Origin of the sequence: Aurantimonas coralicida DSM 14790 (assembly GCF_000421645.1) — a bacterium.
Classification (GTDB): domain Bacteria; phylum Pseudomonadota; class Alphaproteobacteria; order Rhizobiales; family Rhizobiaceae; genus Aurantimonas; species Aurantimonas coralicida.
The window spans coordinates 381,625-407,266 of the sequence record NZ_ATXK01000003.1 but is presented as its reverse complement, the minus strand read 5'-3'; the positions used below and the strand labels follow the sequence as shown (position 1 = coordinate 407,266).

26 protein-coding genes are annotated in these 25,642 nt (G+C 65.6%); 16 read left to right on the top strand and 10 right to left on the bottom strand.

Annotation, left to right across the window (positions count from 1 at the left end):
- Position 1: 1 nt before the first annotated feature.
- The 3 genes from proC to H536_RS0110495 all read right to left on the bottom strand — a co-directional run bounded on the left by proC (position 2) and on the right by H536_RS0110495 (position 1,883).
- Positions 2–817: a pyrroline-5-carboxylate reductase gene (proC, locus tag H536_RS0110505; RefSeq protein ID WP_024350436.1), complete on the bottom strand. Its 816-nt coding sequence runs from the start codon at positions 815–817 to the stop codon at positions 2–4.
- 1 nt (position 818) lies between these two features.
- Positions 819–1,319 (bottom strand): type III secretion system chaperone family protein, encoded by a 501-nt coding sequence (locus tag H536_RS0110500; protein ID WP_009210236.1) that lies wholly within the window; start codon positions 1,317–1,319, stop codon positions 819–821.
- Positions 1,320–1,598: 279 nt separating this feature from the next.
- The gene (locus H536_RS0110495; protein ID WP_035694822.1) at positions 1,599–1,883 is read right to left on the bottom strand and encodes an accessory factor UbiK family protein; all 285 of its coding nucleotides are present in this window, start codon (positions 1,881–1,883) and stop codon (positions 1,599–1,601) included.
- A 286-nt stretch (positions 1,884–2,169) separates the two neighbouring features.
- On the opposite strand from H536_RS0110495, the gene lgt reads away from it, so the two are divergent.
- The 13 genes from lgt (at position 2,170) to H536_RS0110430 (ending at position 15,309) form a co-directional block, all read left to right on the top strand.
- Positions 2,170–3,048 (top strand): prolipoprotein diacylglyceryl transferase, encoded by an 879-nt coding sequence (lgt, locus tag H536_RS0110490; RefSeq protein ID WP_024350434.1) that lies wholly within the window; start codon positions 2,170–2,172, stop codon positions 3,046–3,048.
- Positions 3,045–4,187 (top strand): class I SAM-dependent methyltransferase, encoded by a 1,143-nt coding sequence (locus H536_RS0110485; protein WP_024350433.1) that lies wholly within the window; start codon positions 3,045–3,047, stop codon positions 4,185–4,187. The genes lgt and H536_RS0110485 overlap by 4 nt, the downstream gene beginning before the upstream one ends.
- Before the next feature lie 33 nt (positions 4,188–4,220).
- Positions 4,221–5,021, top strand: coding sequence for a peptidoglycan editing factor PgeF (gene pgeF / locus H536_RS0110480; RefSeq protein ID WP_024350432.1), 801 nt, complete (start codon positions 4,221–4,223; stop codon positions 5,019–5,021).
- A gap of 6 nt (positions 5,022–5,027) precedes the next feature.
- Positions 5,028–6,176 carry a M24 family metallopeptidase gene (locus H536_RS0110475; protein WP_024350431.1) on the top strand — a complete coding sequence of 383 codons (1,149 nt, stop codon included), beginning with the start codon at positions 5,028–5,030 and terminating at the stop codon, positions 6,174–6,176.
- Between the two features lie 148 nt (positions 6,177–6,324).
- Entirely contained in the window at positions 6,325–7,137 is an 813-nt protein-coding gene (locus H536_RS23250; protein ID WP_024350430.1) for a hypothetical protein, read from the top strand.
- A 165-nt stretch (positions 7,138–7,302) separates the two neighbouring features.
- A complete protein-coding gene (locus H536_RS0110465) occupies positions 7,303–8,235 on the top strand; it encodes a ribose-phosphate pyrophosphokinase (protein ID WP_024350429.1) in 933 nt (310 codons plus the stop codon).
- Positions 8,236–8,354: 119 nt separating this feature from the next.
- Positions 8,355–8,903 (top strand): hypothetical protein, encoded by a 549-nt coding sequence (locus H536_RS0110460; protein ID WP_024350428.1) that lies wholly within the window; start codon positions 8,355–8,357, stop codon positions 8,901–8,903.
- A 173-nt stretch (positions 8,904–9,076) separates the two neighbouring features.
- Entirely contained in the window at positions 9,077–9,736 is a 660-nt protein-coding gene (locus tag H536_RS0110455) for a 50S ribosomal protein L25/general stress protein Ctc (protein WP_009210245.1), read from the top strand.
- 47 nt (positions 9,737–9,783) lie between these two features.
- The gene (gene pth / locus H536_RS0110450; RefSeq protein ID WP_024350427.1) at positions 9,784–10,518 is read left to right on the top strand and encodes an aminoacyl-tRNA hydrolase; all 735 of its coding nucleotides are present in this window, start codon (positions 9,784–9,786) and stop codon (positions 10,516–10,518) included.
- Positions 10,519–10,633: 115 nt separating this feature from the next.
- A complete protein-coding gene (gene ychF / locus H536_RS0110445; RefSeq protein WP_024350426.1) occupies positions 10,634–11,737 on the top strand; it encodes a redox-regulated ATPase YchF in 1,104 nt (367 codons plus the stop codon).
- A gap of 86 nt (positions 11,738–11,823) precedes the next feature.
- Complete coding sequence (locus tag H536_RS0110440) at positions 11,824–12,276, top strand: MaoC family dehydratase (RefSeq protein ID WP_024350425.1); 453 nt, start codon at positions 11,824–11,826, stop codon at positions 12,274–12,276.
- On the top strand, positions 12,273–12,743 hold the full coding sequence (locus H536_RS0110435; protein ID WP_024350424.1) for a MaoC family dehydratase: 471 nt from the start codon (positions 12,273–12,275) through the stop codon (positions 12,741–12,743). The genes H536_RS0110440 and H536_RS0110435 overlap by 4 nt, the downstream gene beginning before the upstream one ends.
- 226 nt (positions 12,744–12,969) lie before the next feature.
- Entirely contained in the window at positions 12,970–15,309 is a 2,340-nt protein-coding gene (locus H536_RS0110430; protein ID WP_024350423.1) for a putative bifunctional diguanylate cyclase/phosphodiesterase, read from the top strand.
- A 34-nt stretch (positions 15,310–15,343) separates the two neighbouring features.
- Here the strand turns inward: H536_RS0110430 and H536_RS0110425 are convergent, their stop codons facing one another.
- From H536_RS0110425 to H536_RS0110390, 7 genes are all read right to left on the bottom strand, one after another.
- Positions 15,344–15,883, bottom strand: a complete 540-nt coding sequence (locus H536_RS0110425) for an adenine phosphoribosyltransferase (RefSeq protein ID WP_024350422.1) — start codon at positions 15,881–15,883, stop codon at positions 15,344–15,346.
- A 20-nt stretch (positions 15,884–15,903) separates the two neighbouring features.
- A complete protein-coding gene (gene hmuQ, locus H536_RS0110420) occupies positions 15,904–16,230 on the bottom strand; it encodes a heme-degrading protein HmuQ (protein ID WP_024350421.1) in 327 nt (108 codons plus the stop codon).
- 128 nt (positions 16,231–16,358) lie between these two features.
- Positions 16,359–17,324 carry a cytochrome c1 gene (locus H536_RS0110410; protein WP_024350420.1) on the bottom strand — a complete coding sequence of 322 codons (966 nt, stop codon included), beginning with the start codon at positions 17,322–17,324 and terminating at the stop codon, positions 16,359–16,361.
- Positions 17,325–17,352: 28 nt separating this feature from the next.
- Positions 17,353–18,651 (bottom strand): cytochrome b, encoded by a 1,299-nt coding sequence (locus tag H536_RS0110405; RefSeq protein WP_155898452.1) that lies wholly within the window; start codon positions 18,649–18,651, stop codon positions 17,353–17,355.
- A gap of 18 nt (positions 18,652–18,669) precedes the next feature.
- Complete coding sequence (petA, locus tag H536_RS0110400) at positions 18,670–19,230, bottom strand: ubiquinol-cytochrome c reductase iron-sulfur subunit (RefSeq protein WP_024350418.1); 561 nt, start codon at positions 19,228–19,230, stop codon at positions 18,670–18,672.
- A gap of 243 nt (positions 19,231–19,473) precedes the next feature.
- Positions 19,474–21,405, bottom strand: coding sequence for an ABC transporter ATP-binding protein (locus tag H536_RS0110395; protein ID WP_024350417.1), 1,932 nt, complete (start codon positions 21,403–21,405; stop codon positions 19,474–19,476).
- The gene (locus H536_RS0110390; protein ID WP_024350416.1) at positions 21,402–23,273 is read right to left on the bottom strand and encodes an ABC transporter ATP-binding protein; all 1,872 of its coding nucleotides are present in this window, start codon (positions 23,271–23,273) and stop codon (positions 21,402–21,404) included. Before H536_RS0110390 ends, H536_RS0110395 begins: the two co-directional genes overlap by 4 nt.
- A 241-nt stretch (positions 23,274–23,514) precedes the next feature.
- Between H536_RS0110390 and H536_RS0110385 the strand changes: the two genes are divergently transcribed.
- The 3 genes from H536_RS0110385 to H536_RS0110375 all read left to right on the top strand — a co-directional run bounded on the left by H536_RS0110385 (position 23,515) and on the right by H536_RS0110375 (position 25,607).
- Positions 23,515–24,015 (top strand): tRNA (cytidine(34)-2'-O)-methyltransferase, encoded by a 501-nt coding sequence (locus tag H536_RS0110385; protein WP_081651888.1) that lies wholly within the window; start codon positions 23,515–23,517, stop codon positions 24,013–24,015.
- Positions 24,016–24,145: 130 nt separating this feature from the next.
- Entirely contained in the window at positions 24,146–24,325 is a 180-nt protein-coding gene (locus tag H536_RS0110380) for a hypothetical protein (protein WP_024350414.1), read from the top strand.
- 316 nt (positions 24,326–24,641) lie between these two features.
- The gene (locus tag H536_RS0110375; protein ID WP_029703039.1) at positions 24,642–25,607 is read left to right on the top strand and encodes a calcium/sodium antiporter; all 966 of its coding nucleotides are present in this window, start codon (positions 24,642–24,644) and stop codon (positions 25,605–25,607) included.
- The last annotated feature ends 35 nt before the right edge of the window (positions 25,608–25,642 follow it).

Below are 25,642 nucleotides of genomic sequence, written 5' to 3'. Positions count from 1 at the left end.
GCTACTCCTTCGACAGAGCTTCGGCGCGGTCGCGCGCCGCTAGCACAGCACGCTCCATCAGCGGGGCCAGCCCGTCCTCGGCCATCAGAACGTCGAGAGCCGCCTGTGTGGTGCCATTCGGCGACGTCACGTTCTGGCGGAGCGTCGCCGGCGTCTGGTCCGAGCGGATCATCAGTTCGCCGGCGCCGGCGACCGTATGGCGGGCCAGCCGCATGGCGAGATCGGCCGGCAGTCCGGCCGCCTCGCCCGCCTGCGCCAGGCATTCGGCCAGATGAAAGACGTAGGCCGGACCGCTGCCGGAGACCCCGGTCACGGCGTCGATCAGCGTTTCCGCCTCGACCCACTCTACCGGCCCGTTGGCCGACAACAGATCGTCGGCTGTCTGGCGACCGGCCGCGTCGACCCGCTCATTGGCGAAAGCACCGGTCACGCCGCGGCCGATGAGCGCCGGCGTATTCGGCATGGCCCGCACCACCGGATGCGCGCCGAGCAGCGCCTCGATGGCGGCGATGGTCGTACCGGCGGCGATCGAAACCACGAGACTGTCCGATGTCAGCGCATCGCGCAGGTCCGGCAGCGCTGCGCCCATCATCTGCGGCTTCACAGCCAGCAGGGCAACGTCGAAGGTCTCCTGCGGCACGGACGTAGCGTAACGCACGCCGTAGCGTTCGATCAGCGGCCGCAGCGTATCGCCGACCTTCGGATCGACCACCAGCACCCGGGCCGGATCGAGACCCTTGTCCAGCCGGCCCCCGAGGAGAGCCGCCCCCATGTTGCCGCCGCCAAGGAGCAGGATGCGCTGGGCCGCCATTGCCATATCAGGCCTCGCCCTGGGTCTCGAAGAGCGCGCAAGCCAGCGCCTCCTGCGCCGTCTTGTCGGCCCAGATGACGAACTGGAACGCCTGATAGAACCGCTCGCAGCTTTCCAGAGCACTGGTCAGCATGCGCTCGGCCTGCTGGCTGGTCGGCTCCGCACCTCCGGACAAAAGCAGTGCATGGCGGAACATCACCGCATTCTCGTTCTGCCAAAGGTCGAAATGGCCGACGAGGAGCTTCTCGTTGATCGAAGCGAGGAGTTGCAGGACCTCGGCGCGGCGGTGCGCCGGAATGCGAAGATCGAACGCGCATCCCAGATGCAGCGCCTCGATATCCTCGACCCAGGAGAAGGAAACCGAATAGTCGGTCCAGACGCCTGCGACAGCGACCGCAAGCTCGTCGTCGCAGGAACGTTCGAATGCCCATTCCCGCGCAGACGCAACCCATTCGATCATGTCGACCGGGTTGGATTGGCGCAGTGTGGCAAGTTCAGTCAATTGCATGGTGAGTCCCCGTATTCGCATCGGCGGGATCACCATTTGCCGCAACGGCTCCCACCGGGAGTGAGACACCGCTCCGTGTCGAATCACCCTTATGAATCAGCATATAGACGGGGAGTCGCCGGCTTAAGGGGATTAAGGAATTATTCACCACTCGGTGGATTCATGCGGGATCGCCGGCCGCCGGCGGCGAGTCTTAAGCGACTCTCGGCAAAGGCTTTTCGGGCGCATTGAGCAACGCCCGAAACCTGTTGATAGGCTGTGGAGAACTCGGCTGGACGCTCAGTTGGCGTCGCCGGTTCCGGCCATGCGGGCTTCCAGATCGGCAAGCCGCTTCTTCAGAGCCTCGTTTTCCGTGCGCGCCTTCACCGCCATGTCGCGGACCGCTTCGAACTCTTCGCGCTGCACGAGGTCCATCTGGTTCAGAAGCCGCTCGCCCTGCGCGCGGAAGACGGTCTCCATCTCGCGGCGCACGCCCTGCGCGGCACCTGCAGCATCGGTCATGACGCGGGCGAACTCGTCGAGCATCCGGTTGGGGCCTTGGCGGCCGGGGCCTGTCCTGGACATGAATGGGTCTCCGTTTTGCGCCATTGCGCGTTCTCTTCGGGGTTGAGGTAGAGAGCGCCGGGGACGATGGCAATGGCGACCGGGCGGGCTTGCGGCAGTGGAAGGCTGCCCGAACGGTCAGCCTTTCGGATGGCAGCGCACGCGAAGGTGAAGGCTCGAGGGCCACACAGGTGGGACAGCGTCGATCTCCGGGGCCGGCCACGCTTGACCCTGTGAAGGTCGCGGGCCAAGGTCGCGCCGCTCCTGCAAGGGCGCCAAGCGCCCGCTTTCTCCCAATGGCGGACCGATGCTCACCCTCCCCTATCTCGGTGTCCTGACCTATCCGCAGATCGATCCGATCTTCCTGGATCTCGGACTGATCCAGTTGCGCTGGTACGGCCTGTCCTATGTCGCGGGCATTCTCTGCGGATGGCTCTACGGTCGCCATCTGGCGGGCAACACGCGGCTCTGGCCGAATGGCGTCTCGCCGGTCACCAAGCTGCAGATCGACGATTTCATCCTCTACATCACGATCGGCATCGTGGTGGGAGGCCGCCTCGGCTCGGTATTCTTCTACGAATTCGAACGCTACGTCGCCGATCCCCTGGCGGTGTTCCGGGTCTGGGAAGGCGGCATGGCGTTCCATGGCGGCCTGATCGGCGTGGTGGTGGCGATCGCGGTGTTCTGTCGCGTCTACAAGGTGCCGCTGTTCAGCCTGATCGACATCGTCGCCGCCTCGGTGCCCTTCGGCCTGTTCTTCGGGCGCATCGCCAACTTCATCAACGGCGAATTGTGGGGCGCGCCCACCATGGTACCCTGGGCGATGGTCTTTCCCGATGCCGGCCCGATGCCGCGACACCCCAGCCAGCTCTACGAAGCGCTGCTGGAAGGTATTCTGCTGTTCATCGTGCTGCGGATCGCGACGCACCACTTCAAGATGCTCGGTCGTCCGCGCTTCGTCGGCGGCCTGTTCCTCTTCGGCTATGGCTGCTCGCGCATCTTCGTCGAGTTCTTCCGCATGCCGGATGTGCAACTCGGCTACCTCTATGGCGGCTGGTTCACCATGGGAATGCTGTTGTCGGTTCCGATGCTGATCATCGGCATCTGGGCCATGGCGACGGCCAGGCCCCGCGCCTACGAGCCCCAGCCGGTGGAGGACGATCAAGCGGGCGCCGCCCGGCCGTGAACGCGCTTGCCCGCAAGATTGCCGAACATGTCAGGGTCGAAGGTCCACTCGGCGTCGACCGCTACTGGAACTTCGCACTCTACGATCGCGAGCACGGCTATTATGCGCGTCGCGATCCGTTCGGCCGGGCCGGCGATTTCGTCACCGCGCCCGAGGTGAGCCAGATGTTCGGCGAACTTCTCGGTGCCTGGGTCGCCTCGGCCTGGACCGGTCTCGGTCGTCCAGACGCCTTTCTGCTGGTCGAATGCGGGCCCGGCCGCGGCACGATGATGGCCGACATGCTGCGCGCGCTGCGTTCCGTCGCCCCGGACTGCATGCGGGCGGCCGCTGTGCGGCTGGTGGAAACCAGCGACCGGCTCGCCGACGAGCAGATGCAGACGCTGGGACGCTTCGACCTGCCGATCCGCCGGGTGCGGCGCATCGAGGATCTGGAGCGACGACCGATGGTCGTCGTCGCCAACGAGCTGTTCGATGCGGTTGCGGTCCGCCAATATGTCTTCGACGGCAGCGACTGGCGCGAACGCTGCGTATCGACGACCGACAGCGGACGCTTCGAGTTCGTGCTGTGCGAAGCGCGCCCGCAGGTTTCCGATGCCGTCCGGGCGATGGGGTTGGTGGAGCCCAAGGCCGGCGCGGTGCTGGAAGTCTCGCCAGCACGCGAACGGATTGCCGCGGCCCTGGCCGAGCGGCTGGCCACGGACGGCGGCGCGGGCCTCTTCATCGATTACGGTCATTCCCGCAGCGGTTACGGGGACACATTGCAGGCGATGCACGGCCATGCCTTCGCCGACCCGCTGGACCGCCCCGGCGAGAACGACATCACCAGCCATGTCGACTTCGACAGGATTGCCGCCCCGTTCCGCGCGAGCGGGCTTTACGTATCGCCGACGGTCACGCAAAGCGACTTCCTTCTAGCCCTCGGCCTTCTGGAACGGGCTGGCGCGCTCGGCGCTGCGCGTGACGAGAAGACGCGAACGGAAATCACCGGCGCCGTGCAGCGTCTGGCGGGAACGGGCCCCGGCGATATGGGCCAGATCTTCAAGGTTCTGTGCGCTGCCTCGCGCCCAATGAGACTGCCACCCTTCGGCCTGATCGAGGCCGGATTGCCGGACACAACCGACGGAACCGCCGCGGATTGACTTCGCCCTGCCCCTCGACCACGATCCCGCGCCATGTCCGACATTCGAAGCCGATCCGCGTCGCCGCTGCCTGATTCCGCCGTCGTCCGGTCGGACCGTCTGGCAGGACCAGACATCGCCCATGCCTTTTTCACCCGCAGGGGCGGGGTCTCGGAAGGGCTCTATGCCGGGCTCAATGTCGGGATCGGCTCGAACGACCGTCCCGAGGACGTTCTGGAAAACCGAGCCCGCGCGCTCGCCACTCTGGGCAGCGCAGATCTCGCGACACCCTGGCAGGTGCATTCGGCGGACGCCGTGGTGTTGGATGCCCCCTTCTCCGGCGACCGCCCGCGCGCCGATGGGATCGCGACGCGCCGCAAGGGCCTCGCCATCGGCGTCGTCACCGCCGACTGCGGGCCCGTCCTTTTCGCGGATACCGAGAACGGCGTGATCGGCGCGGCGCATGCCGGCTGGCGTGGCGCGCTGAACGGCGTCCTGGAAGCGACGGTCGCCGCCATGGAAGGGCTCGGTGCAAAGCGCAATTCCATCCGTGCCGTGCTCGGGCCGACGATCACGCAGCCCAATTACGAAGTCGGCCTCGAGATGGTGGCGGAGTTCCTCGACGCGGAGCCTGCACGCGAGCGGTTCTTCCAGCCCGGGCGCAGCGCCGACAAGCGTCAGTTCGACCTGCCGGGCTTCATCGTTGCTCGACTGCAAGCCAGCGGCGTCGAGGGCAGCTTCGTCGACCGTTGCACCTATGGCGAGCCGGACCGCTTCTTTTCCTTCCGGCGCACCACGCATCGCGGCGAGCCCGATTACGGCCGCCAGCTTTCTGCCATCGCCCTCGCGGAGTAACCTCGGATGCTGCATTTCTCACGCGACGAGTTCGACGCCCGCCGCGACCGGCTCATGCTGGAAATGGGCGAGCAGAAGCTCGACGCCCTGATGCTGTTCGCCCAGGAATCGATGTACTGGCTGACCGGCTACGACACCTTCGGCTTCTGTCACTTCCAGTGCCTGGTGGTGAAGGCCGATGGCGAGATGCAGCTTCTGACCCGCTCGGCCGACCTGCGGCAGGCGCGTCACACCTCGACGCTGGAATCGATCAGCATCTGGCGCGACCGGGGCAGCGCCGATCCGGTCATCGAACTGCGCGACATGCTCGACGACATGGGCCTTCTCGGTGCCCGCATCGGCGTCGAGTGGGCGACCCATGGCCTGACCGCAGCCAACGGCCAGATGGTACAGGAGCGGCTCGGCTCCTTCGCCACGCTGAAGGAGGCCTCCAACCTCGTGCCGTTGCTGCGCGCGGTCAAAACCCCTGCCGAGATCGAGACCGTGCGCGAGGCTGCACGGCTCGGTGACGAGGCGTTCGATGCCGCCCTGCCGTTGATCAGGGCGGGCGCCAACGAGGCCGACATCCTGGCGGCGCTTCAGGGAGAGGTGCTGCGCCAAGGCGGCGACTATCCGGCCAACCCGTTCATCGTCGGCTCCGGCCGCGATGCCCTGCTGTGCCGATACAAGTCGGGCCGCCGCATCCTCGACGACCAGGATCAGCTCACGCTGGAATGGGCCGGCGTCAAATCGCAGTACCACGCCGCCTTGATGAAGACGGTGATCGTCGGCCGCCCGAGCGAGCGCCATGTCGAACTGCACACGGCCGCGCGCGAGGCGCTGGATGCCGTCGAGGCGGCGATGGTTCCGGGCAGCAGCTTCGGCGACGTCTTCGATGCCCATGCGGCGGTGATGGAAGCCCATGAACTCGTCCGCCACCGCCTCAGCGCTTGCGGCTATTCGCTTGGGGCGCGCTACGCGCCGTCGTGGATGGACACGCCGATGTTCTATTCCGGCAATCCGCAGCCGATCGTGCCGGATATGACCCTCTTCGCGCACATGATCATCATGGATTCCGACACCGATACCGCGATGACGCTCGGCCGGACCTACCTGACGACGACGAGCGCGCCCGAGCCATTGTCGCGGCTTTCTCTCGACCTGATTTCGGTCTGATTCAGGCGGCCGCCGTCGCCAGATTTAGGGCCTGCGCCTTGTGGCGCAGGGCTTTCGAAGAAAATCGACCGCCTTTTAACGTTATCTTGCGACTCACGGTCCACGATCCCGGTCGAACGCTGGCCGTCAGTCGCAAGGAACGAGCTCCGTGGAATCCAATCCCCGCCGCCGCGTGCCGATGATCGCCCTGACGCTCGGGATCGTCGGTCTCGGCACCAGCCTTTCCGGATGTACCGAGGCATCGATGGATTTCGGGCCCGACGGTCCGGTGCCGAGCGTCGGTATCGGATCCCTCGGCAGCGGGTCGATGAGCGCCTCCGTCCCGTCCCGGCAATTCGCCGCCGCGCCCCCACCGGCTGCCTCGAGCACCATGGGTTATCCGCAGCCGGCCATGTCGCAGCAGCAGCAGCCAATGAACCAGCAGGCCTATCCGCCGGTTCAGCAGCAGCCGGTGTCCTCCGCTCCGATCGCGCCCATTCAGCAGCAGGCAGCGCCGGCCCCGCAATCCGCCCAGCCTGTCGCGGCTGCCCCGACGACGTTGGCGGCAGCGCCCGCGCCGGCAGGTCCCGCCCCCGCATCCGTCAGCGCCAACCAGAGCGTTGGCGAAGTGCAGTTCCTGCCGCTTGTTGGCGCGCCCGAGGAAAAGGCGGTGCTTCTGGCGCGCGCCCTGTCGGAAAGCGCTGCAGCCAAGGGCGTCACCATCCGCCCGGCCGCCGAAGCACCGTCGAGCGTGCGCCTCAAGGGCTATTTCTCGGCGTTCAACGACGGGTCCTCCACCACCCTCGTCTATGTCTGGGACGTGCTCGATGAGAGCGACCGCCGTGTCCGGCGCATTCAGGGACAGGAAAGCGTGCCCGGCGCCGCCGCGGACCCTTGGGCCGCCATCGACCTGTCGACGCTCGCGGCCGTTGCCGACCGCACGCTGCAGGAAGCCGCGCAGGTCGCAACCGGCACCGGCTGAGCCTCATCGATGCCCCGAACTTATCCCGCATTGCGAAAGGCGGCGGGTTGAAGTTTCGCGCGATGTTGCTATGAGCCCCTGCATCGAACCGGAGGCGACGGGATGGCCCACCGAAGCGGCATAGCCAAGCCGTCCCGACCGGTACCCGCTATCGGAAAGAACGCGATGAAACTCTTCAGCGGCAACTCCAACCGCGTCCTCGCTCAATCCATCGGACGCTATCTGGAATTGCCACTCGGGGAGGCCATGGTCCGGCGCTTCGCCGACCAGGAAGTCTTCGTAGAGATCAAGGAAAACGTCCGCGGCGAGGACGTCTTCATCGTCCAGTCGACGTCCTATCCGGCCAATGATCATCTGATGGAACTGCTCATCATGATCGACGCCATGCGCCGCGCCTCGGCCCGCCGCATCACCGCAGTGCTTCCCTATTTCGGCTATGCCCGGCAGGACCGCAAGGCCGGCGGGCGCACCCCGATCTCGGCCAAGCTGGTCGCCAATCTGATCACCGAGGCCGGCGCCGACCGCGTCATGACCCTCGACTTGCATGCCGGTCAGATCCAGGGCTTCTTCGATATCCCGACCGACAACCTCTTCGCCGTTCCGCTGATCGCGCGCGACGTGAAGGAGCATCAGGATCTGTCGAACCTGATGGTCATCTCGCCCGACGTCGGCGGCGTGGTCCGCGCCCGCGCGCTCGCCAAGCGTCTCGATGCGCCGCTGGCCATCGTCGACAAGCGCCGCGACCGCCCGGGCGAGTCGGAAGTCATGAACATCATCGGTGACGTCACCGGCCGCAACTGCATCCTGATCGACGACATCATCGATTCCGGCGGCACGCTCTGCAACGCGGCCGACGCGCTGGTACAGGCCGGCGCCAACAGCGCTTCGGCCTACATCACCCATGGCGTCCTGTCGGGCGGCGCGGTCTCGCGCATCACCGCGTCCAGCCTCAAGGAGCTGGTGATCACCGACTCGATCCAGCCGACCAAGGCGATCAACGAGGCGGCGAACATCCGCGTCGTCACCACCGCCAATCTTCTCGGTGAGGCGATCGCGCGCACGGCGTCCGAGGAATCGGTCTCGAGCCTGTTCGACTGAGCCGATCCGGGGCGGCCCGGTCGGCGCCGCTTCACGGCTGACCTTGCTGAAACGCTGGTGACCGGCCTCCCGCCGCGCTAGACTGTGCGTCTGGCCACACGGGCCATCGGACAGAAGCGATGTTCGCGCGACTGGGCAAGTTGGGCACGCAGGGAGTTGTGACGGCCGCCGTCGGTCTCGTCGCCATCCTGCTTGCGATCGGCTGGGTCACCCGCGAAACCGATGCGGACCGTCCCTACCTGACGATCGCCGGCTCGAGTTTCATCTTCAATTATCGCGAAGCCGAGGCCTTCTATGGCTTCACCGCGGTCGTGCAGCGACCGGTGAAGAGCTATTCGCGCATCGAGGCGGTGTTCGAGGAACCTGGCGGTGGCCCGCCGATCCCGGTCAGCGCGAAACTGACGGCCCGCACGACGCGCTACGGCCTGCGCACGCCGCCACTGCGTGGGATCGTCAAGGGTCGTCCCTACCGCGTCGTCGTGCGCCTGGTGCAGAACGGCGACGGGGCCGTGCTGTTCGAGGATAGCTTCACGGTCACCTCGCAGATGTCCGACGCGGTGATGCCGCCCGCACCACTCACCGTCGGGCCGGGCTATACGCGCAATCCTGATCTGCCGGATGGCTGGAAGGCTTCGCAGGCCGACAAGACTGACCGGGCCCGCCGTTAGGCCCGCCATTCACGGCGCTGTCTTGTCCATCCGCGCGCCTTGGGGTATAGGCACGGCGTCCGCGCAGACACCCTTGGAGGCAGCGCGGAGTTGAGCGGTCCCTCGCAGGTCCGCTCTTCGTCGTTTCAGGCACACCGTCTGATCGACCACCTCACAGCACGAAGGACAAAGCCATGAGCGAGACCTTTACGGTCAAGGCCGAGGCGCGCGAGAAGGTCGGCAAGGGGGCCGCCAGACATCTTCGCCGCAACGGTATGATCCCCGCAGTCATCTACGGCGACAAGCAGGACCCGCTGCCGATCGCCATCCCCTACAAGGAAACCTTCCTGGCGCTCCACGCCGGCGGTTTCATGACCCACGTCGCGACCATCGAGGTCAACGGCCAGAAGATTTCGGTCCTGCCGAAGGACTATCAGCTGGAGCCGGTCCGCGACTTCCTGATGCATGTCGACTTCCTGCGCGTCTCCGAGAAGACCCGCGTGACGGTCAACATTCCCGTGCATTTCGAGAACGAGGAAGCATCCCCGGGTCTCAAGCGCGGCGGTGTCATCAACGTCGTCCGCCACGAGGTCGAGGTCCATGCCCCGGCCAGCGCGATTCCGGAGTACTTCACGCTCGACCTGACCGGTCTGGAAATCGGCGACTCGATCCACGCCTCGGCACTCACCCTGCCGAAGAACGTCGAAGTGACGATCACCGACCGCGACTTCACCATCGCGACGATCGCCGCCCCGGCCGCCCTACGGTCCGAGGATGACGAGGCCACCGAGGTCGAGGCCGATGCGGTCGAGGCTACCGAGGTCAGCGAAGACGGGTCCGGCGAGGACAAGTAAGTCCCAGCCTCGGCTCAACGCCGAACGAAACAGAAAGGAGCCGGGCGATGTTGCTGATCGCAGGATTGGGCAATCCCGGCTCCCGTTATGCCGGCAATCGGCACAATATCGGGTTCATGGCGCTCGACGAGATCGCCCGCGACCCTGCCTTTTCCCCCTGGTCGAAGAAGTTCTCGGCGGAAATCTCCGAGGGCCAGATCGGCGGCGAGAAGGTCGTCCTCATCAAACCCCAGACCTTCATGAACGAGTCCGGCCGCTCGGTCGGCGACGCCGCGCGCTTTTTCAAGCTGGAGCCGTCGCAGATCGTCGTCATCCACGACGAGCTCGATCTGCCGCCCGGCAAGCTGCGGGTGAAGACGGGCGGCGGTAATGGCGGCCACAATGGCCTGCGTTCCATCGACGCTCATCTCGGCACCAAGGACTACCGCCGCGTGCGCATGGGCATCGGCCATCCGGGCAACAAGGACGCCGTCTCCCCTTATGTCCTCGGCGATTTCGCCAAGGTCGACCGCGAATGGCTGGAGCCGTTCATCGAAGCCGTCGCCCGGCATGTCGACAGTCTCGCCAAGGGCGAGGACGCGGTGTTCATGAACAAGGTCAGCCTTTCGACGAGCTCGAACGAGCCATCGGGCGCCAAGGGTGCGGCCAGCGCAAGCAAGCCCGCGGGCCCGCCCAAGGGGCGCAGCCACATTCGTCAGGCGCGCGGAGCGCCGCCGCCAGTGAAGGTGCCCGACAAGGGCCCGATGGCCGACATGCTGAAGCGGCTCTTCGGCAAGGACTGACCGTCGCCGCCTTCCCGGATGGCGCCAGAGTTGACCCCTCGCCGCGAAGGCTGCAAACAGCCCCCAAGATCGGCGCGATACGCGTCAGACACGACCATCTTCGAAGGACCACCCCATGGGTTTCAGATGCGGGATCGTCGGCCTGCCGAATGTCGGCAAGTCGACGCTGTTCAACGCTCTCACCAAGACTGCCGCCGCGGCCGCAGCCAATTATCCGTTCTGCACGATCGAGCCGAACACCGGCGACGTGCCGGTTCCCGATCCGCGGCTGAAGGACATCGCCGGCATCGCCAAGTCGGCGAACATCCTGCCGACGCGGATTACCTTCGTCGACATCGCCGGACTGGTGCGCGGCGCCTCCAAGGGCGAAGGCCTCGGCAACCAGTTCCTCGCCAACATCCGCGAAGTGGACGCGATCGTTCACGTGCTGCGCTGCTTCGAGGATGACGACGTCGTTCATGTCGAGGGTCGTGTCGATCCCGTCGCTGACGCCGAGACGGTCGAGACCGAGCTGATGCTCTCCGACCTCGAGAGCCTGGAGCGCCGCATCGTGGCGACCCGCAAGAAGGCGACCGGCAAAGACAAAGAAGCGATCCAGGCCCTCCCCGTGATGGAAGCGGCGCTGGCGAAGCTGCAGAACGGCGAGCCGGTCCGCGTGCTTCTGGCCGGGATGGATGCCGAGGAGCGCAGCGAACTGAAGACGTTGAACCTCCTGACTTCCAAGCCGGTCCTCTATGTCTGCAACGTCGCCGAGGACGATGCGGCGAGCGGCAACGCCCATTCGGAAGCCGTCGCGGCGATGGCCCAGAAGCAGGGCGCCAAGAGCGTCGTCATCTCGGCCGCCATCGAGGCGGAGATCGCGCAGCTTCCCGCCGAGGAAGTCGGCGACTATCTGGAGGCGATGGGCCTGACCGAGCCCGGCCTCGACCGGCTGATCCAGGCGGGCTACTCGCTGCTCGACCTGATCACCTACTTCACGGCAGGCCCGAAGGAGACCCGCGCCTGGACGGTCCGGCGCGGCGCCAAGGCTCCGCAGGCTGCTGGCGTGATCCATACCGATTTCGAGAAGGGTTTCATCCGGGCCCAGACCATCGCCTTCGACGACTTCGTCTCGCTCGGCGGCGAGGTCGCAGCCAAGGAAGCGGGCAAGGCCCGCGACGAAGGCAAGGAATACGTCGTCCAGGACGGCGACATCCTGATGTTCAAGTTCAACAACTGAGCTTGCGGGGGCTGGCGCAGAGCTGCGGCGGCCCCCACGGAATTCGGCGAAAGGAGGGAGAGCCTTTTCGCCACTGGGGAGGCCCAATGCGCACATACGAGGACTTCACGGAAGGGCTTGAGATCGATCTCGGCCCCTACCCCGTGACCCGGGACGAGGTGATCGAGTTCGCCCGCGAATTCGACCCGCAGCCCTTCCATCTCGATGAGGAGGCGGCGAAGGATACGCTTCTCGGCGGTCTGTCGGCCTCGGGCTGGCACAGCTGCGCCATGATGATGCGCATGATGGCCGACGCCTACATTCTCGATTCCTCGTCGCAGGGCTCGCCCGGCGTCGAGTACGTCCGGTGGAAGCGGCCGGTCCGGCCGGGCGACGTTCTTCGCGGCACTGCCCGCGTCGTGTCGCGCCGCCTGTCCTCCAAGCGTCCGACCCTCGGCATCCTCAAGATCACCACGGATCTGCGCAACCAGACCGGCGAAACGGTTCTGGAAAGCGCCTACACCCTGCTCGTTCTGACGCGGGAAGGCCTTGCCGCATGACCTTCTGGGACAGTCTGATCGTCGGCGAAGCCCGTGAGATGGGCTCGCACACCTTCCTCGCCGAGGACATCAAGCGCTTTGCGGCCAAATACGACCCGCAGGCCTTCCATCTCGACGCAAACGCAGCGAAGGCGTCCGTTCTCGGCGGCCTGTGCGCGTCCGGCTGGCACACCGCCGGCGTCTGCATGCGGCTGAATGTCGAAAGCCAGGTTGCGCTCGGCCGGGCATGGGTCGCCGCCGGCAACCAGCCGCCACGCATGGGCCCCTCCCCCGGCGTGAAGAACCTTGCCTGGCCGAAGCCGGTCTACGCCGGCGATACGGTGACCTTCACCCAGACGCTGACCGGCAAGCGGGCGTCTGCCAGCCGCAAGGGCTGGGGCGTCCTCGAGTTCACGACGCAAGGCGTCAATCAGCACGGCGACACCGTGTTCTCGTTCGACGGCGCTGCCTTCTGCGGAACCGACTGAGCATCGTCGCCCGTCGCGACCCGCGCGTAGCCTCGGTCATCACGCCAGACCGGGGCTGCGGACAGCAACCCAGCCGCTTCGTTCCGGATGCCGGAGCGGGGCCGCTGCGCTCATACTTTTGACCTAAACCAATCAAAAATCTGCGATTACGCGCGCCGCTTTACGTCATGTTAGATGGCAACGGACATTGATGAGTGGATCAGTTCGTCAGCGGCACCCATCCATCATGTTCGACGCATCATCCGCCAAGCCTGCCCGGGAAGAGCCTCAAGGCCACGCCGCCGATCGTCTGCGCGGCGTCCAGCTGACGAGCATCCTCAAGACCACCCCGGTCATGATGTTCGGCAACGTGATGAACGCGATCATCATTCTGGGCATGTCATCCGGCGAGGCGTTTTCTCCCTGGGCGCTGATCTGGCTCCTGGGCCTGTCCTATATCGTTCTGGTCTCGATCCGCGCCTGGTCGCGCTTCCAGCGGCGTGCACCGCTGGTGTCGGCATCGAGCCGCGCCACCGCGCATGCCGTGCGGAACGCTTTCATCCTCGGCACCTGGTGGGGTCTGGCGATCCTGACCTTCTATCCCTCCTCCGATGGTGATGCGAAGAGCGTCATCGCCGTGATCGCCATGGGAATGATCTGCGGCGGCGGCTTTGCGCTGTCCGCGCTGAAGCGAGCCCTGCAGGCCTTCATCATCCCGCTGTTCGTCGGATCGGCGGCCGCACTCGGCATCTCGCAGGGGACGAACGACTATTTCCTCCTGGCTCTGCTTTTGGGTTTCACCTTCATCGTCTATCGCGCGAGTTGCGCACGTGGCGAACTGTTGCAGGAGAATTTCGAAGGCCATCAGAAGCTCGCCGAACAATCCTCGATCATCGAGCTCCTCCTGCGCGAATTCGAGGAAGGCACGAGCGACTGGATCTGGCAGACGGATCACGACGGACAACTGGTGCGCGGCGGCGACCGATTCTCGCAGATCTTCGGTCGCGGGACCGACAGTCTGATATCGAACAGCGACCAGACCTTCGCGGGACAAGGCCTCGACCTGTCGCCCGTCGCCCAGCCGATGCTCGAACGCACCCCGTTCCGCGAGGCGATCATCAAGGTGCCCGGTCAGCAGGGGTCGGCATGGATCGCCATGACGGGCAAGCCGATCTTCGGCCATGATGGCGCCTTCACCGGCTATCGCGGGGTGGCGTCGGATATCACCGCGACCACGCATGCCGAGCGCCGGATCGCCTATCTCGCCCATCACGACAGCCTGACCGGCCTGGCCAACCGCAGCCGGTTTGCCGAAGAGATCGACCGCATCTGCGCGTCCCCGCCGCCACACGGCCCAACCTCCAGCCTGCTCTATCTCGACCTCGACAATTTCAAGCTGATCAACGATCGCAACGGTCACCTCACCGGCGACCAGCTCCTGCGGCAGGTCGCGGCCCGTTTGCTGCGCATCGTGGAGCCGGGCGACATGGTGGCGCGGATCGGCGGCGACGAGTTCGCCATCGTCGCCCACTCGGCGCCCGATACGGCCTCGGCCGACCGTCTGGCGGCAGCCATTCTGGCGTGCTTTGCCACGCCCTTCAGCCTGGGTGCCGAATTGGCCAATGTGGGCTGCTCGGTCGGCATCGCCTTTCCGGGGCTCGATGGCGCCAATCCCGACGATCTCCTGCGTAACGCCGACCTGGCGCTCTACGAGGCCAAGGCAGCCGGCAAGAACACGTTCTGCTTCTTCGAAAGCGAAATGGCACAGCGCCTGCGGGATCGGCACCGTCTCGAATACGATCTGCGATGCGCCGTCGAACGCAACGAACTGGTTCTCAACTATCAGCCGATCGTCGACAGCCGCACCCGCCAGACGCTCGGCTTCGAGGCCCTTGTCCGGTGGGAGCATCCCTTGCACGGGCGCGTCCAGCCCGACCATTTCATCCCGCTTGCCGAACAGACCGGCGCGATCTGCGGGATCGGGGCCTGGGTCCTGCGCGAAGCATGCCGCAACGCGGTCGCATGGGGCGATCGTCTGACCGTGGCGGTCAACGTCTCGGTCGACCAGTTCCGGCACGGCACGATCAAGGCGGATGTGGAAGACGCGCTCGCCAGTTCCGGCCTTGCGGCGCACCGGCTCGAACTGGAGATCACAGAGAGCCTCTTCATCGACGATCCCGAGACGGTCGTAGCCGTGCTGCATGGGCTGCGAGCGCTCGGCGTGCGGATCGCGCTCGACGACTTCGGAACCGGCTATTCCAGCCTCTCCTATCTGCGCAAATTCCCGTTCGACAAGCTGAAGATCGACCGGTCCTTCGTCAACGCGATCAAGGACGATCGGATTGCCCACGGAATCCTGGAAACGATCCTGGCGCTCGGCCGCGTGCTCAATCTCAGCGTGACGGCAGAAGGTGTCGAAGATGCCGAACAGATCGACATCCTCACCCGGATGACCTGCAACCAGTTCCAGGGCTATTATTTCAGCCGTCCGATGGAGGCCGCCGATCTCGGCGCCTACCTCCTGCGCGATTTCTGCGCCACGGCCGAGGCCAGCCGGGCGTCCAGCGCGGCTCTGGCGACCGCCTGACCGGCAAATCTGCCTGCCATTGCCGTCCGCGCCGTCAGTCGCCTTCGAATGCGATCAGCGTGCGCACTTCCACGCCGAGCGCTTCGAGCCGCTTGCGTCCGCCCAGATCGGGCAGATCGATGACGAAGCAGGCCGCGACGATCTCGGCGCCCAGTTCCCGCAGCAGCTTGACCGCGCCTTCCGCCGTGCCGCCCGTAGCAATCAGATCGTCGGTGAGCAGCACGCGCTGGCCCGGACGGACGGCATCCCGGTGCATCTCCATCTCGTCGACGCCGTATTCCAGGCTGTAGGCCACGCGGATCGTGTCGTGCGGCAGCTTGCCCTTCTTCCGGATCGGTACGAAGCCCGCGGAAAGCTGGTGGGCGAGCGCACCGCCGAGGATGAAGCCCCGCGCTTCAATGCCGGCCACGAGATCGACCTTTTCGTCCCGATGGCCATCGACCAGCGCATCGACGGCGCCGCGGAAGGCATCCGCGTCGGCTAGAAGCGTCGTGATGTCGCGGAACTGGATGCCGGGCTTGGGGTAGTCCGGGATGGTCCGGATCGCCGCGGTGAAGTCGAAGCCCTTGGCCATCGAAGCTGCCTTGCTCGTGCTCACGCGCCGTCCTCTCGTCCAATGGTCTGGATCACGTCGAATCCTTCAAACTGCGGATGCCCGTCATAGAGCGGGCGCGTACCGCCGGCCTTGCCGTGGGCGGCGCGGAACGCCTCGGATCGCGTCCAGGCTTCGAACGCACCATGATCGCGCCAGACGGTGTGCGAGGCATAGAGCGTGTGCTCTTCGCTGGCCGGGCCCTTCAGCATATGGAACTCGACGAAGCCCGGCACGTCCTGCAGCCGGGATTCCCGGTTGAGCCAGAGCGCTTCGAACTCCTGTTCGGCGCCCGGCAGCACCCTGAAGCGGTTCATCGCGATATACATGCAACGCGTCTCCTCGGCTGAAGTGGATCATGCGAACGGGTCGGCAGGCCACATGCTGCCCTTGCACCGGCGCAGGAAAAAGGGGGCCGTAGCCCCCTCGATTCCATCATCGTTCACGTCGTCGACGATCAGTGCGGCGTACCCGCCCATACCCGGCGCTTCACCAGGAACAGCATCGCGGCGAAGATGATCAGGAAGACCATCACGATGAGGCCGGTTGCCTTGCGCTCGACCATGTGCGGCTCGGCGGCCCACATCATGAAGGCGGTCACGTCGCGCGAATACTGATCGACGGTCTGGGGCGCCCCATCCGGATACTCGATCAGGTCGTCCGACAGCGGCGGCGGCATCGCCAGGGCGGGGCCCGAGATGAAGTACGGGTTGTAGTAGGTCCCCGGCTGGATCGTGATATCGGCCGGTGCCTCTTCGCCGTATCCGGTCAAGAGGGCATGGATGTAATCCGGACCGCCTTCGGCATACTGGGTGAAGATGTCGAACACGAAGGTCGGGAAACCCCGTTCGACGGCGCGCGCCTTGGCGAGCAGCGAGAAGTCTGGCGGATGGGCACCGCCATTGGCCGCAGCGGCGGCTGCCGGGTTCGCAAACGGCGCCGGGAAGTAATCCGACGGAATACCGGGCCGCTCGAACATCTCGCCGGAATCATCCGGGCCGTCCTGGACGGTGTATTCGGCGGCGAAGGCCTTCACCTGCGCTTCGCTGTAGCCGAGATCGGTCAGCGTGCGCATCGCCACGAGGTTCATCCCGTGACAGGAGGCGCAGACTTCCTTGTACACCTTTAGACCGCGCTGCAGCTGGCCGAGGTCGTAATGACCGAACGGGCCGGCAAAGCTCCAGCTCATCTCTTCCGGCTTGCGAAGCGGGTAATGCGGCGTTTCGCCGTGTCCCTCTTCGGCTGCGGCCTCGTGTTCCGCCTCGGTCTCGGCTGCACCTTCGGCCGCCGCACCCTCGGCTTCCGTGCCTTCGGCCTCGGCCTGAGCCTCGACCGCTTCCGGCTGTGCGTCCTGAGCCATCGCCACCGACATCGGAGCGGTGAAGACGCCGGCCGCGAGCAGGGCTGACAATAGTCTAATCATGGAATGTTCTCTCCGAAGCCGTCCGAGCTCAGCCTTTGGTCTCTGGTGAAGCAGTCGCGCCGGCCGGCCGACCGCTGCCGCCATGCTTGGCCAGCACGGCCTCCGTGATCGAGTTCGGCAGCTTCTTCGGCTTCTCCACGAGACCGAGGATCGGCAGGATGATCAGGAAGTGCGCGAAGTAGTAGATCGTGCCGATGAGGGCGAGCGTCGGGTAGATGCCCTCCGCCGGCTTCGCACCGAGCCAGCCCAGGAACACGCAGTCGAAGGCGAAGACCCAGAACAGCACCCGGTAGATGGGACGATAGGCCGCCGAGCGCACCCGCGAGGTATCGAGCCACGGCAGGAAGAACAGGACGATGATCGATCCGAACATCACCAGCACGCCGCCGAGCTTGGAATCGATCGGGCCGATGTTGAAGGTGATGGCGCGCAGCATCGCGTAGAACGGCAGGAAGTACCATTCCGGAACGATGTGAGCCGGCGTCTGAAGCGGGTTTGCCTCGATGTAGTTATCGGGATGGCCGAGGAAGTTCGGCAGGTAGAAGACAAAATAGGCGAAGATCGCAAGGAACACGACCATCGCGAAGCCGTCCTTGACCGTGGCGTGCGGCGTGAACGGAACCGTGTCCTTCGACGACTTGACCTCGACGCCGGTCGGATTGGTCTGGCCGGTCACATGCAGCGCCCAGACGTGCAGGATAACGACGCCGGCGATCATGAAGGGCAGCAGGTAATGCAGCGAGAAGAAGCGGTTCAGCGTGGCGTTGTCCACTGAGAAGCCGCCAAGCAGCAGCTGCTGGATCGGCTCGCCGATCAGCGGGAAGGCGGTGAAGAAGCCGGTGATCACCGTGGCGCCCCAGAAGGACATCTGGCCCCAGGGCAGAACGTAGCCCATGAAAGCGGTCGCCATCATCAAGAGGAAGATGATCACGCCGAGGATCCAGAGCACCTCGCGCGGCTGCTTGTACGAGCCGTAATAGAGGCCGCGGAAGATGTGCAGATACACCGCAATGAAGAAGAACGACGCGCCGGTGGCGTGCATGTAGCGCAGCAGCCAGCCCCAGTTGACGTCACGCATGATCTTCTCGACCGACTCGAAGGCGATGCCCGAGGAGGCCGCATAGTGCATGGCCAGGACGACGCCGGTGAGGATCTGCGAGACCAGGAAGATCGCGAGGATTCCGCCGAAGGTGTAGGCGTAGTTCAGGTTGCGCGGCGTCGGATATGCCACGAAGGAATCGTAGACGAGGCGCGGTAGCGGCAGACGGGCGTCCAGCCACTGCATGACACCGCTCGACGGCACGTAGGAAGAATGACTGCTCATTATGGGTAACCTTCTCCCGGATCAGCCGATGCGGACGGTGGTGTCGGACGTGAACGTATAGGGCGGGATGTCCATGTTCGTCGGCGCCGGCCCCTGCCGGATGCGGCCGGCGGTGTCATAGGACGATCCGTGGCACGGGCAGAACCAGCCGTCGAACGGGCCGGAATTGCCGAGCGGGATACAGCCCAGATGCGTACAGACACCGACCATCACCAGCCAGGCTTCCTTGCCCTCCGTCGCACGGTTTTCGTCGGTCGCCGGCGCGTCACCCGAAAGGTTCGCGTTCCGGGCGATCGGATCCTTCAGCTCTTCGAGCGGAACCGCACGGGCCTCCTCGATCTCGGCTTCCGTACGCTGACGGATGAAGATCGGCTTGCCGCGCCACTTGGCGGTGATCGACTGGCCCACCTCGACCTGGCTGACATCGACGTCGATCTCGGCGAGAGCGAGCGTCGCGGCATCGGGGTTCATCTGGTCGATGAACGGCCAGGCCAACGCCGCCGCGCCGACTGCGCCGACCGCACCAGTGGCGATGTAGAGGAAATCCCGACGGCTGGGTTCGGTGGTTTCGTTGAGGCTCACGGCGGCTGCCACTCCTTGACTGATCGTGCGCGGATCGCCCCGCTTGTTGCGGATTCGACCCCGTGCGGCAAGAGGAGACATGACGCAATATCGCCACGCTCCTGACAGGATTACGATTTCGGGCGTTTCTATGCGCGAACCTTGGCGCTTGTCCAGACTGGAAGGGCTCCAAGGTCCAAGTGTCGCTGTGCGATCACAAGCCTCAGGGCAGCCGGGTGGGTGCCGGCTGACCAGTCATGGCCCTCATGCGGGGGCGCGATCGGGCTCCTGAGGAACTGGTTCGGTCCTCGTGGCGTCGCCCGCATAGAGGAAGCCGCCGGACTGGCGTGCCCAAAGGCTTGCATACAGTCCCCCGCCGGCGATCAGCTCCGCATGGGTCCCCTCCTCCACGATCCGCCCTTCGTCGAGCACGATCAACCGGTCCATGGCGGCCAGCGTCGACAGGCGGTGGGCGATGGCGATCACGGTCTTGCCCTGCATCATGGTGGACAGATTGTCCTGGATGGCAGCCTCCACCTCCGAATCGAGCGCCGAGGTCGCCTCGTCGAGAACGAGGATCGGGGCGTCCTTGAGGAGGACGCGGGCAATGGCGATCCGCTGGCGCTGGCCACCCGAGAGCTTGATGCCCCGCTCACCCACATGGGCATCGTAGCCGCTGCGGCCCTTCGGGTCACGCAGGCCGGGAATGAACTCCTCGGCGCTGGCGCGCTCGGCCGCCGAGAGGATGTCGCCATCGTCGGCGCCGGGCCGGCCATAGGCGATGTTGTCGCGGATTGAGCGGTGCAGCAGCGACGTGTCCTGCGTCACCACGCCGACGGCGCCGCGCAGCGAGGCCTGGGTCACCGCGGCAATGTCCTGCCCGTCGACCAGGATGCGGCCGCCCTCGAGGTCGTAGAGCCGCAGCAGCAGGTTGACGAGCGTCGTCTTGCCGGCGCCGGAGCGGCCGACGAGCCCGACCTTCTCGCCCGCCCGGATCGTGAGCGACAGATCCTCGATGACCCCGCCACCCTTGCCATAGTGGAACGTCACGTTCTCGTAGCGGATCTCGCCGCGCGTCGCGGTCAGCGGCTGTGCGTCCGCACGGTCGACCAGCGCAGGCTGCGCGGTCACGGTGGCGACGGCGTCCTGGATGGTACCGTAATTGCGCACCAGACCGTTGATGTTGAACATCATCCAGCCCGACATCTGGTTGAGGCGCAGAACCAGGCCCAGCGCGATCGCAACGCCGCCGGTGGTGACGCTGCCCGCCTGCCAGCCGAGGATCGCGACCGCTCCGACACCGGTCATCATCAGGCCGTTGAGGACGGCGACCGCGGTGCGCACGCCGGTGAGCGCCCGGGTCATGCGTCGTACCGCGTCGACGAGATAACCAAAGCCGTCCTTCACGAAGGCATCCTCGCGCCGGGACGAGTCGAACAGCTTCACCGAGAGGATATTGGTGAAGCTGTCGACGACGCGGCCGGAAACGACCGACCGGGCCTCGGCGGCCGCCCGGCCGTTCTCGCGGATCTTCGGCAGGAGATTGCGGATGATCCAGACATAGCCGAGCGTCCACAGGCCCAGCACCATCGCCATTCGCCAGTCGATGGCGCCGAGGATGCTGACGGTCAGGATGATGAAGGTGACGAAGGACCAGAAGGTCTGGAGGATCGTCGTGATGAAGTCGCCCGTGGCCTGCCCGACCTGCTGGACCTTCTGCGACAGCCGTCCGGCGAAGTCGTTCTGGAAGAAGGTGTAGGTCTGCTCCATCAGCCGGCGATAGCTCTGCCATCGGATGCGATTGTAGAAGCTCGGCGAGATCACCTGCTCTTCCAGCACCGAGGAGGCAAACAGCACCAGCGCGCGGCCGATCAGCGTCAGGAAGGCGAGGATCGCCACCAGCCAGAAATTCTCCGCCAGGAACGTCGCCGGCGTGGACCGCTCCATGGCGTCGATCAACCAGCCGACGCCGGTATAGAGCGCTGCTTCGATGCCCCCGGTCAGCCCGCCCGTGATCAGCAGGGCTCCTAGCGGCCATTTCGCCTGACGAGCGAAGTGCCAGATGAAGCGGTTGGTCTCCGACGGCAGCGGGGCCAGATGGCCGGTGCGATTGAGCCGCGCATCCTCGCGGTTCTCCCCCTGATCCTCGAAGGGATCGAGCAGCGTCTCGAAGCGCCGGAGAAAGCGGTCCATCATTCGGCGGCCCTTATGGTCGAGGCCGCATCCGCGTCGGGGTCACCGAGCAGGAAGCCGCCCGTCTGGCGGGTCCACAATTGCGCATAGAGGCCGCCCCGGTCGAGCAGTTCGGAATGGGTCCCCTCGTCGACGATGCGGCCCTGGTCAAGGACGATCAGCCGGTCGAGGGCCGCGATAGTCGAGAGGCGATGGGCGACCGCGATGACGGTTTTGCCTTCCATCAGACGGTAGAGATTGCCGGCGATCGCCGCCTCGACCTCGGAGTCCAGCGCCGAGGTGGCTTCGTCGAGCAGCAGGATCGGCGCGTCCTTCAGCATGACGCGGGCAATGGCGATGCGCTGGCGCTGGCCGCCCGAGAGCTTGACGCCCCGCTCGCCGACCTCCGCGTCGAGCCCGCTGCGTCCCTCGATGTCCCGAAGCTCGGCGATGAAGTCGGCCGCCTCGGCGCGTTCGATGGCGCGCAGAAGATCGGCCTCGGTGGCGTCGGGCCGCCCGTAGAGGATGTTGTCGCGGATCGAACGGTGCAGCAGCGAGGTGTCCTGCGTGACCATGCCGATCTGGCTGCGCAGCGATTCCTGCTTCACCGTCGCGATATCCTGCCCGTCGATCAGAACGCGGCCGGATTCCACGTCGTGGAAGCGCAGGAGAAGATTGAGGATGGTGGACTTGCCTGCCCCCGAACGCCCGACAAGGCCGACCTTCTCGCCCGGCCGCACGGTCAGCTCGAAATCCTGCAAGACGCCGTCGCCGCGGCCATAGTGGAAGGCGACGTTCTCGAAGGCGATCTCGCCGCGGTCGACGACCAGCGCGGGCGCGGTCTTGCGATCGGTAATGGCGTGCGGGATCGTGAAGGTGGACATGCCGTCGCGGATCGTGCCGATGTTCTCGAACAGCGCCGAAACCTCCCACATGATCCATTGCGACATGCCGTTGATCCGCAGAACGAGGCCGATCGCCGCGGCGATGGCGCCGACGCTGACCAGTTCGCCGAGCCACAGCCAGATCGACAGGGCGCCGACGGCGAAGAGCAGCAGCGAGTTCAGCGCGTAGAGCGAGACATAGAAGAGGTTCACCAGCCGCATCTGACCGTAGACCGTGCCGAGAAAGCCGCGCATGGAGCGCTGCGCGTAGTCGGCCTCGCGCCGGGTGTGGGCGAAGAGCTTGACGGTCGCGACATTGGCATAGGCGTCGACCACGCGGCCGGTCATCTCGGCACGGGCATCGGCCTGACTCTGCGAGACCCGGTCGAGGCGCGGGATGAAGTACCACAGGATCAGCGCGTAGATCGCGACCCAGGCGGCGAAGGGCAGAACCAGCTTCCAGTCGGCCGCCGCCACGAGGACGACGATGCCGGTGAAATAGACGACCACATAGAGGAAGACGTCGATCGACTTCATCACCGTCTCGCGCACGGCGAGCGCGGTCTGCATCAGCTTGGTGGAGATCCGTCCGGCGAATTCGTCCTGATAGAAACCCATCGAATGGCCGAGCATCCAGCGATGCACCATCCAGCGGAAACGCATGGGAAAATTGGCGGCGAGGCCCTGGAAGGTAACGAGCCCTTCGAGAAAGACGAGGCCCGGAAGCAGCACCAGCACCACGGCCGCCATCAGCGCCAGCGTCAGGCCGTTCTCGGCCATGAAGGTCTCGCGCGAGACGCCCGAGAACCAGTCGACGATCTGGCCGAGGAAACCGAACAGCGAGACCTCGACGATCGAGATCAGCGAGGTCAGGATCGCGGTCGCAACGAGCAGCGGCCAGACGGGCTTGGCGTAGAACCAGACGAAACGGAACAGGCCGCCCTGCGGCGGCGTGGTCAGATCCCGCGGCGGGAACGGCTCCACCATCCTCTCGAACAACGAGAACATCAAAAAGGCTTTCCAATCGGTGTGTCGGGGCGGCTCCGCCGCTCCGGAAACACCCGAACGGCGGCGGAGCGGCGCTCCCGGATCCCGGCGACCATGCCGCGGGACATTGACTGCAGACTGTGTCGTCGTTGCGAAGGATGGCGCGCTCGCCCCCTGTCAGGAGCATCGCCGACATATTCGGGATATAGGAAGCCTGGCTGCGGAATCACGGGGCCGGACAGCGCAGGCGAGTGACAGCATCGTGAAACCAGACAGCACCGACACGCCATCCGAGAGCGGGCCGCAGATCTCGTTGGCGCTGTACCAGCCCGACATCGCCGGAAACACCGGCACGATCCTGCGGCTGGGCGCCTGTCTGGGACTGCCGGTCGAGATCATCGAACCGGCCGGCTTCGACTTGTCGGACCGGGCGCTGAAGCGTGCGGGGATGGATTACCTTGCCATGTCGCGGCTGGTCCGGCACGTCGATTTCGCCGCGTTCGACGCGGCGCGCCGCGCGGCCGGACGGCGGATCGTGCTGTTCACCACCCGCAGCTCCGAAGTCTATACGGATTTCGCCTTCGCACCGGGAGACGTCGTGATGTTCGGTCGCGAGAGCGCCGGCGTCCCCAACGCCATCCATGCGATGGCGGACGCAAGGGTGACGATCCCGATGGATGGCGGTGGACGGTCGCTCAATCTGGCCGTCGCCGCCGGAATGGCGGCGGGTGAAGTTCTCCGACAGTTACGCTGGCAACAATAACTCAAGTCGGAATCGTCATCGTTAGCGTCCGATTAAGCAAATCCAAGCAATATGAGGAACCGACCTGCGAAAGGCACGTTGCCTGTCCAACGTTGGAAATTTGCTCTCTTCTACCTGAAAGGCCAATGAAATGAGTGAACTGGCCAGAACGCTTTCGAACAGACGGCGCCAGTCGGAGATCGCGCGTTTTCTTCAGAACACGCCGAGCTTCTCGGCGCCGACAGGGCTGCCACAGTCGATCCGCGAACAACTCGAGCGTCTGCAGGTTGCCGAAGCCAAGATGCCGCAGCCGGGCAGCAATCCGCGCTGATCGCGAAGCCGCGCCGTTCCAGGCGCGGAACTGTCGCTGATTCCTGATCGGCGAAGACAAACCGGCCTGCGTCGACGATGTTCCGAGGCCTTTCATCGCTCAACTCGCGCGATTTCTTTCCTCCCCCCCCTTTTTCCGATGCCCCCATTCGTCCGCAGCGTCGTGTCGCCGGCTTGCAGGATGCGGTTTCTGCCGGATCTCCTTCCCACAACGCTTGGCGGAACGAAGATGGCTTCCCACATCGCCGATGTCGGACAGGCAGTACGCCTGAACCATCACCGGGCTTGCTGCCCTCGAATTTCGGGTTGAGACCGCATTGCCGATCGTCTGGGATATTGCCTACCTCGTTGCCGGTGCCGTCCTCCTGTTCGGTGGCGGCGAGTTCCTGGTTCGCGGCAGCGTCGCCATCGCCACCCGCTACGGAATCTCGAAACTGGTCGTCGGCCTGGTCATCGTGGGCTTCGGCACGTCGGCGCCGGAACTGCTGGTTTCCGTGCAGGCAGCGCTCTCCGGTTCGCCGGACATCTCGGTCGGCAACGTCGTCGGCTCCAACATCGCCAATGTCCTGCTGATCGTCGGCGCCGCCGGTCTCATCGCGCCGGTCGTCAACGGCGATCCGGCAATCCGGCGCGACCTGATCATGATGGTTGCGGCCTCGCTCATCGCCGTGGCGCTTTTCCTGACCGGCAGTATCGGCCGGCTGGCCGGCGCCGGCCTCCTCGCCGCTCTTGCCGTCTACCTCTTCACCACCTATGCGCTGGAGCAAAAGCGGCGGCGGCTTGCGAAAGGGTCGGACCGCGACGACGCAGACAGGGATGACGACGAAGAGGGTCTGGCGCTCCTGCCGGCGCTGCTCCGGGTGGTCGCCGGCATCGTGATGCTGGTGGTCGGGGCCCGGCTGATGGTCACGGGCGCGGTCGGCATCGCGCGTGACTTCGGCGTATCGGAAGCCGTGATCGGCGTGACCGTTGTCGCGATCGGAACGTCCCTTCCCGAACTGGCAACGGCGCTCATCGCCGGATGGAAGCGGCAGTCGCAGGTGGTTCTCGCCAACGTCGTTGGCTCGAACATCTTCAACATCCTGAGCATTCTCGGCGCGACCGCGGTGATCGCTCCGATCGCGGTGTCCGGCCGCTTCGCCATCTGGGACGGGCCGATCATGGCCGCGATCGCGGTGGCCATGCTGGTCTATCTCTTCGCGTTTCGCACCATCGGGCGCCCGATGGCGGCGGTCATGCTCGTCGCCTATGCCGGCTACATCGTGGTTCAGGCGGGGCTCTGAAACGCCGCGGCCGGAGATGCGCTGCGATCGGCCGT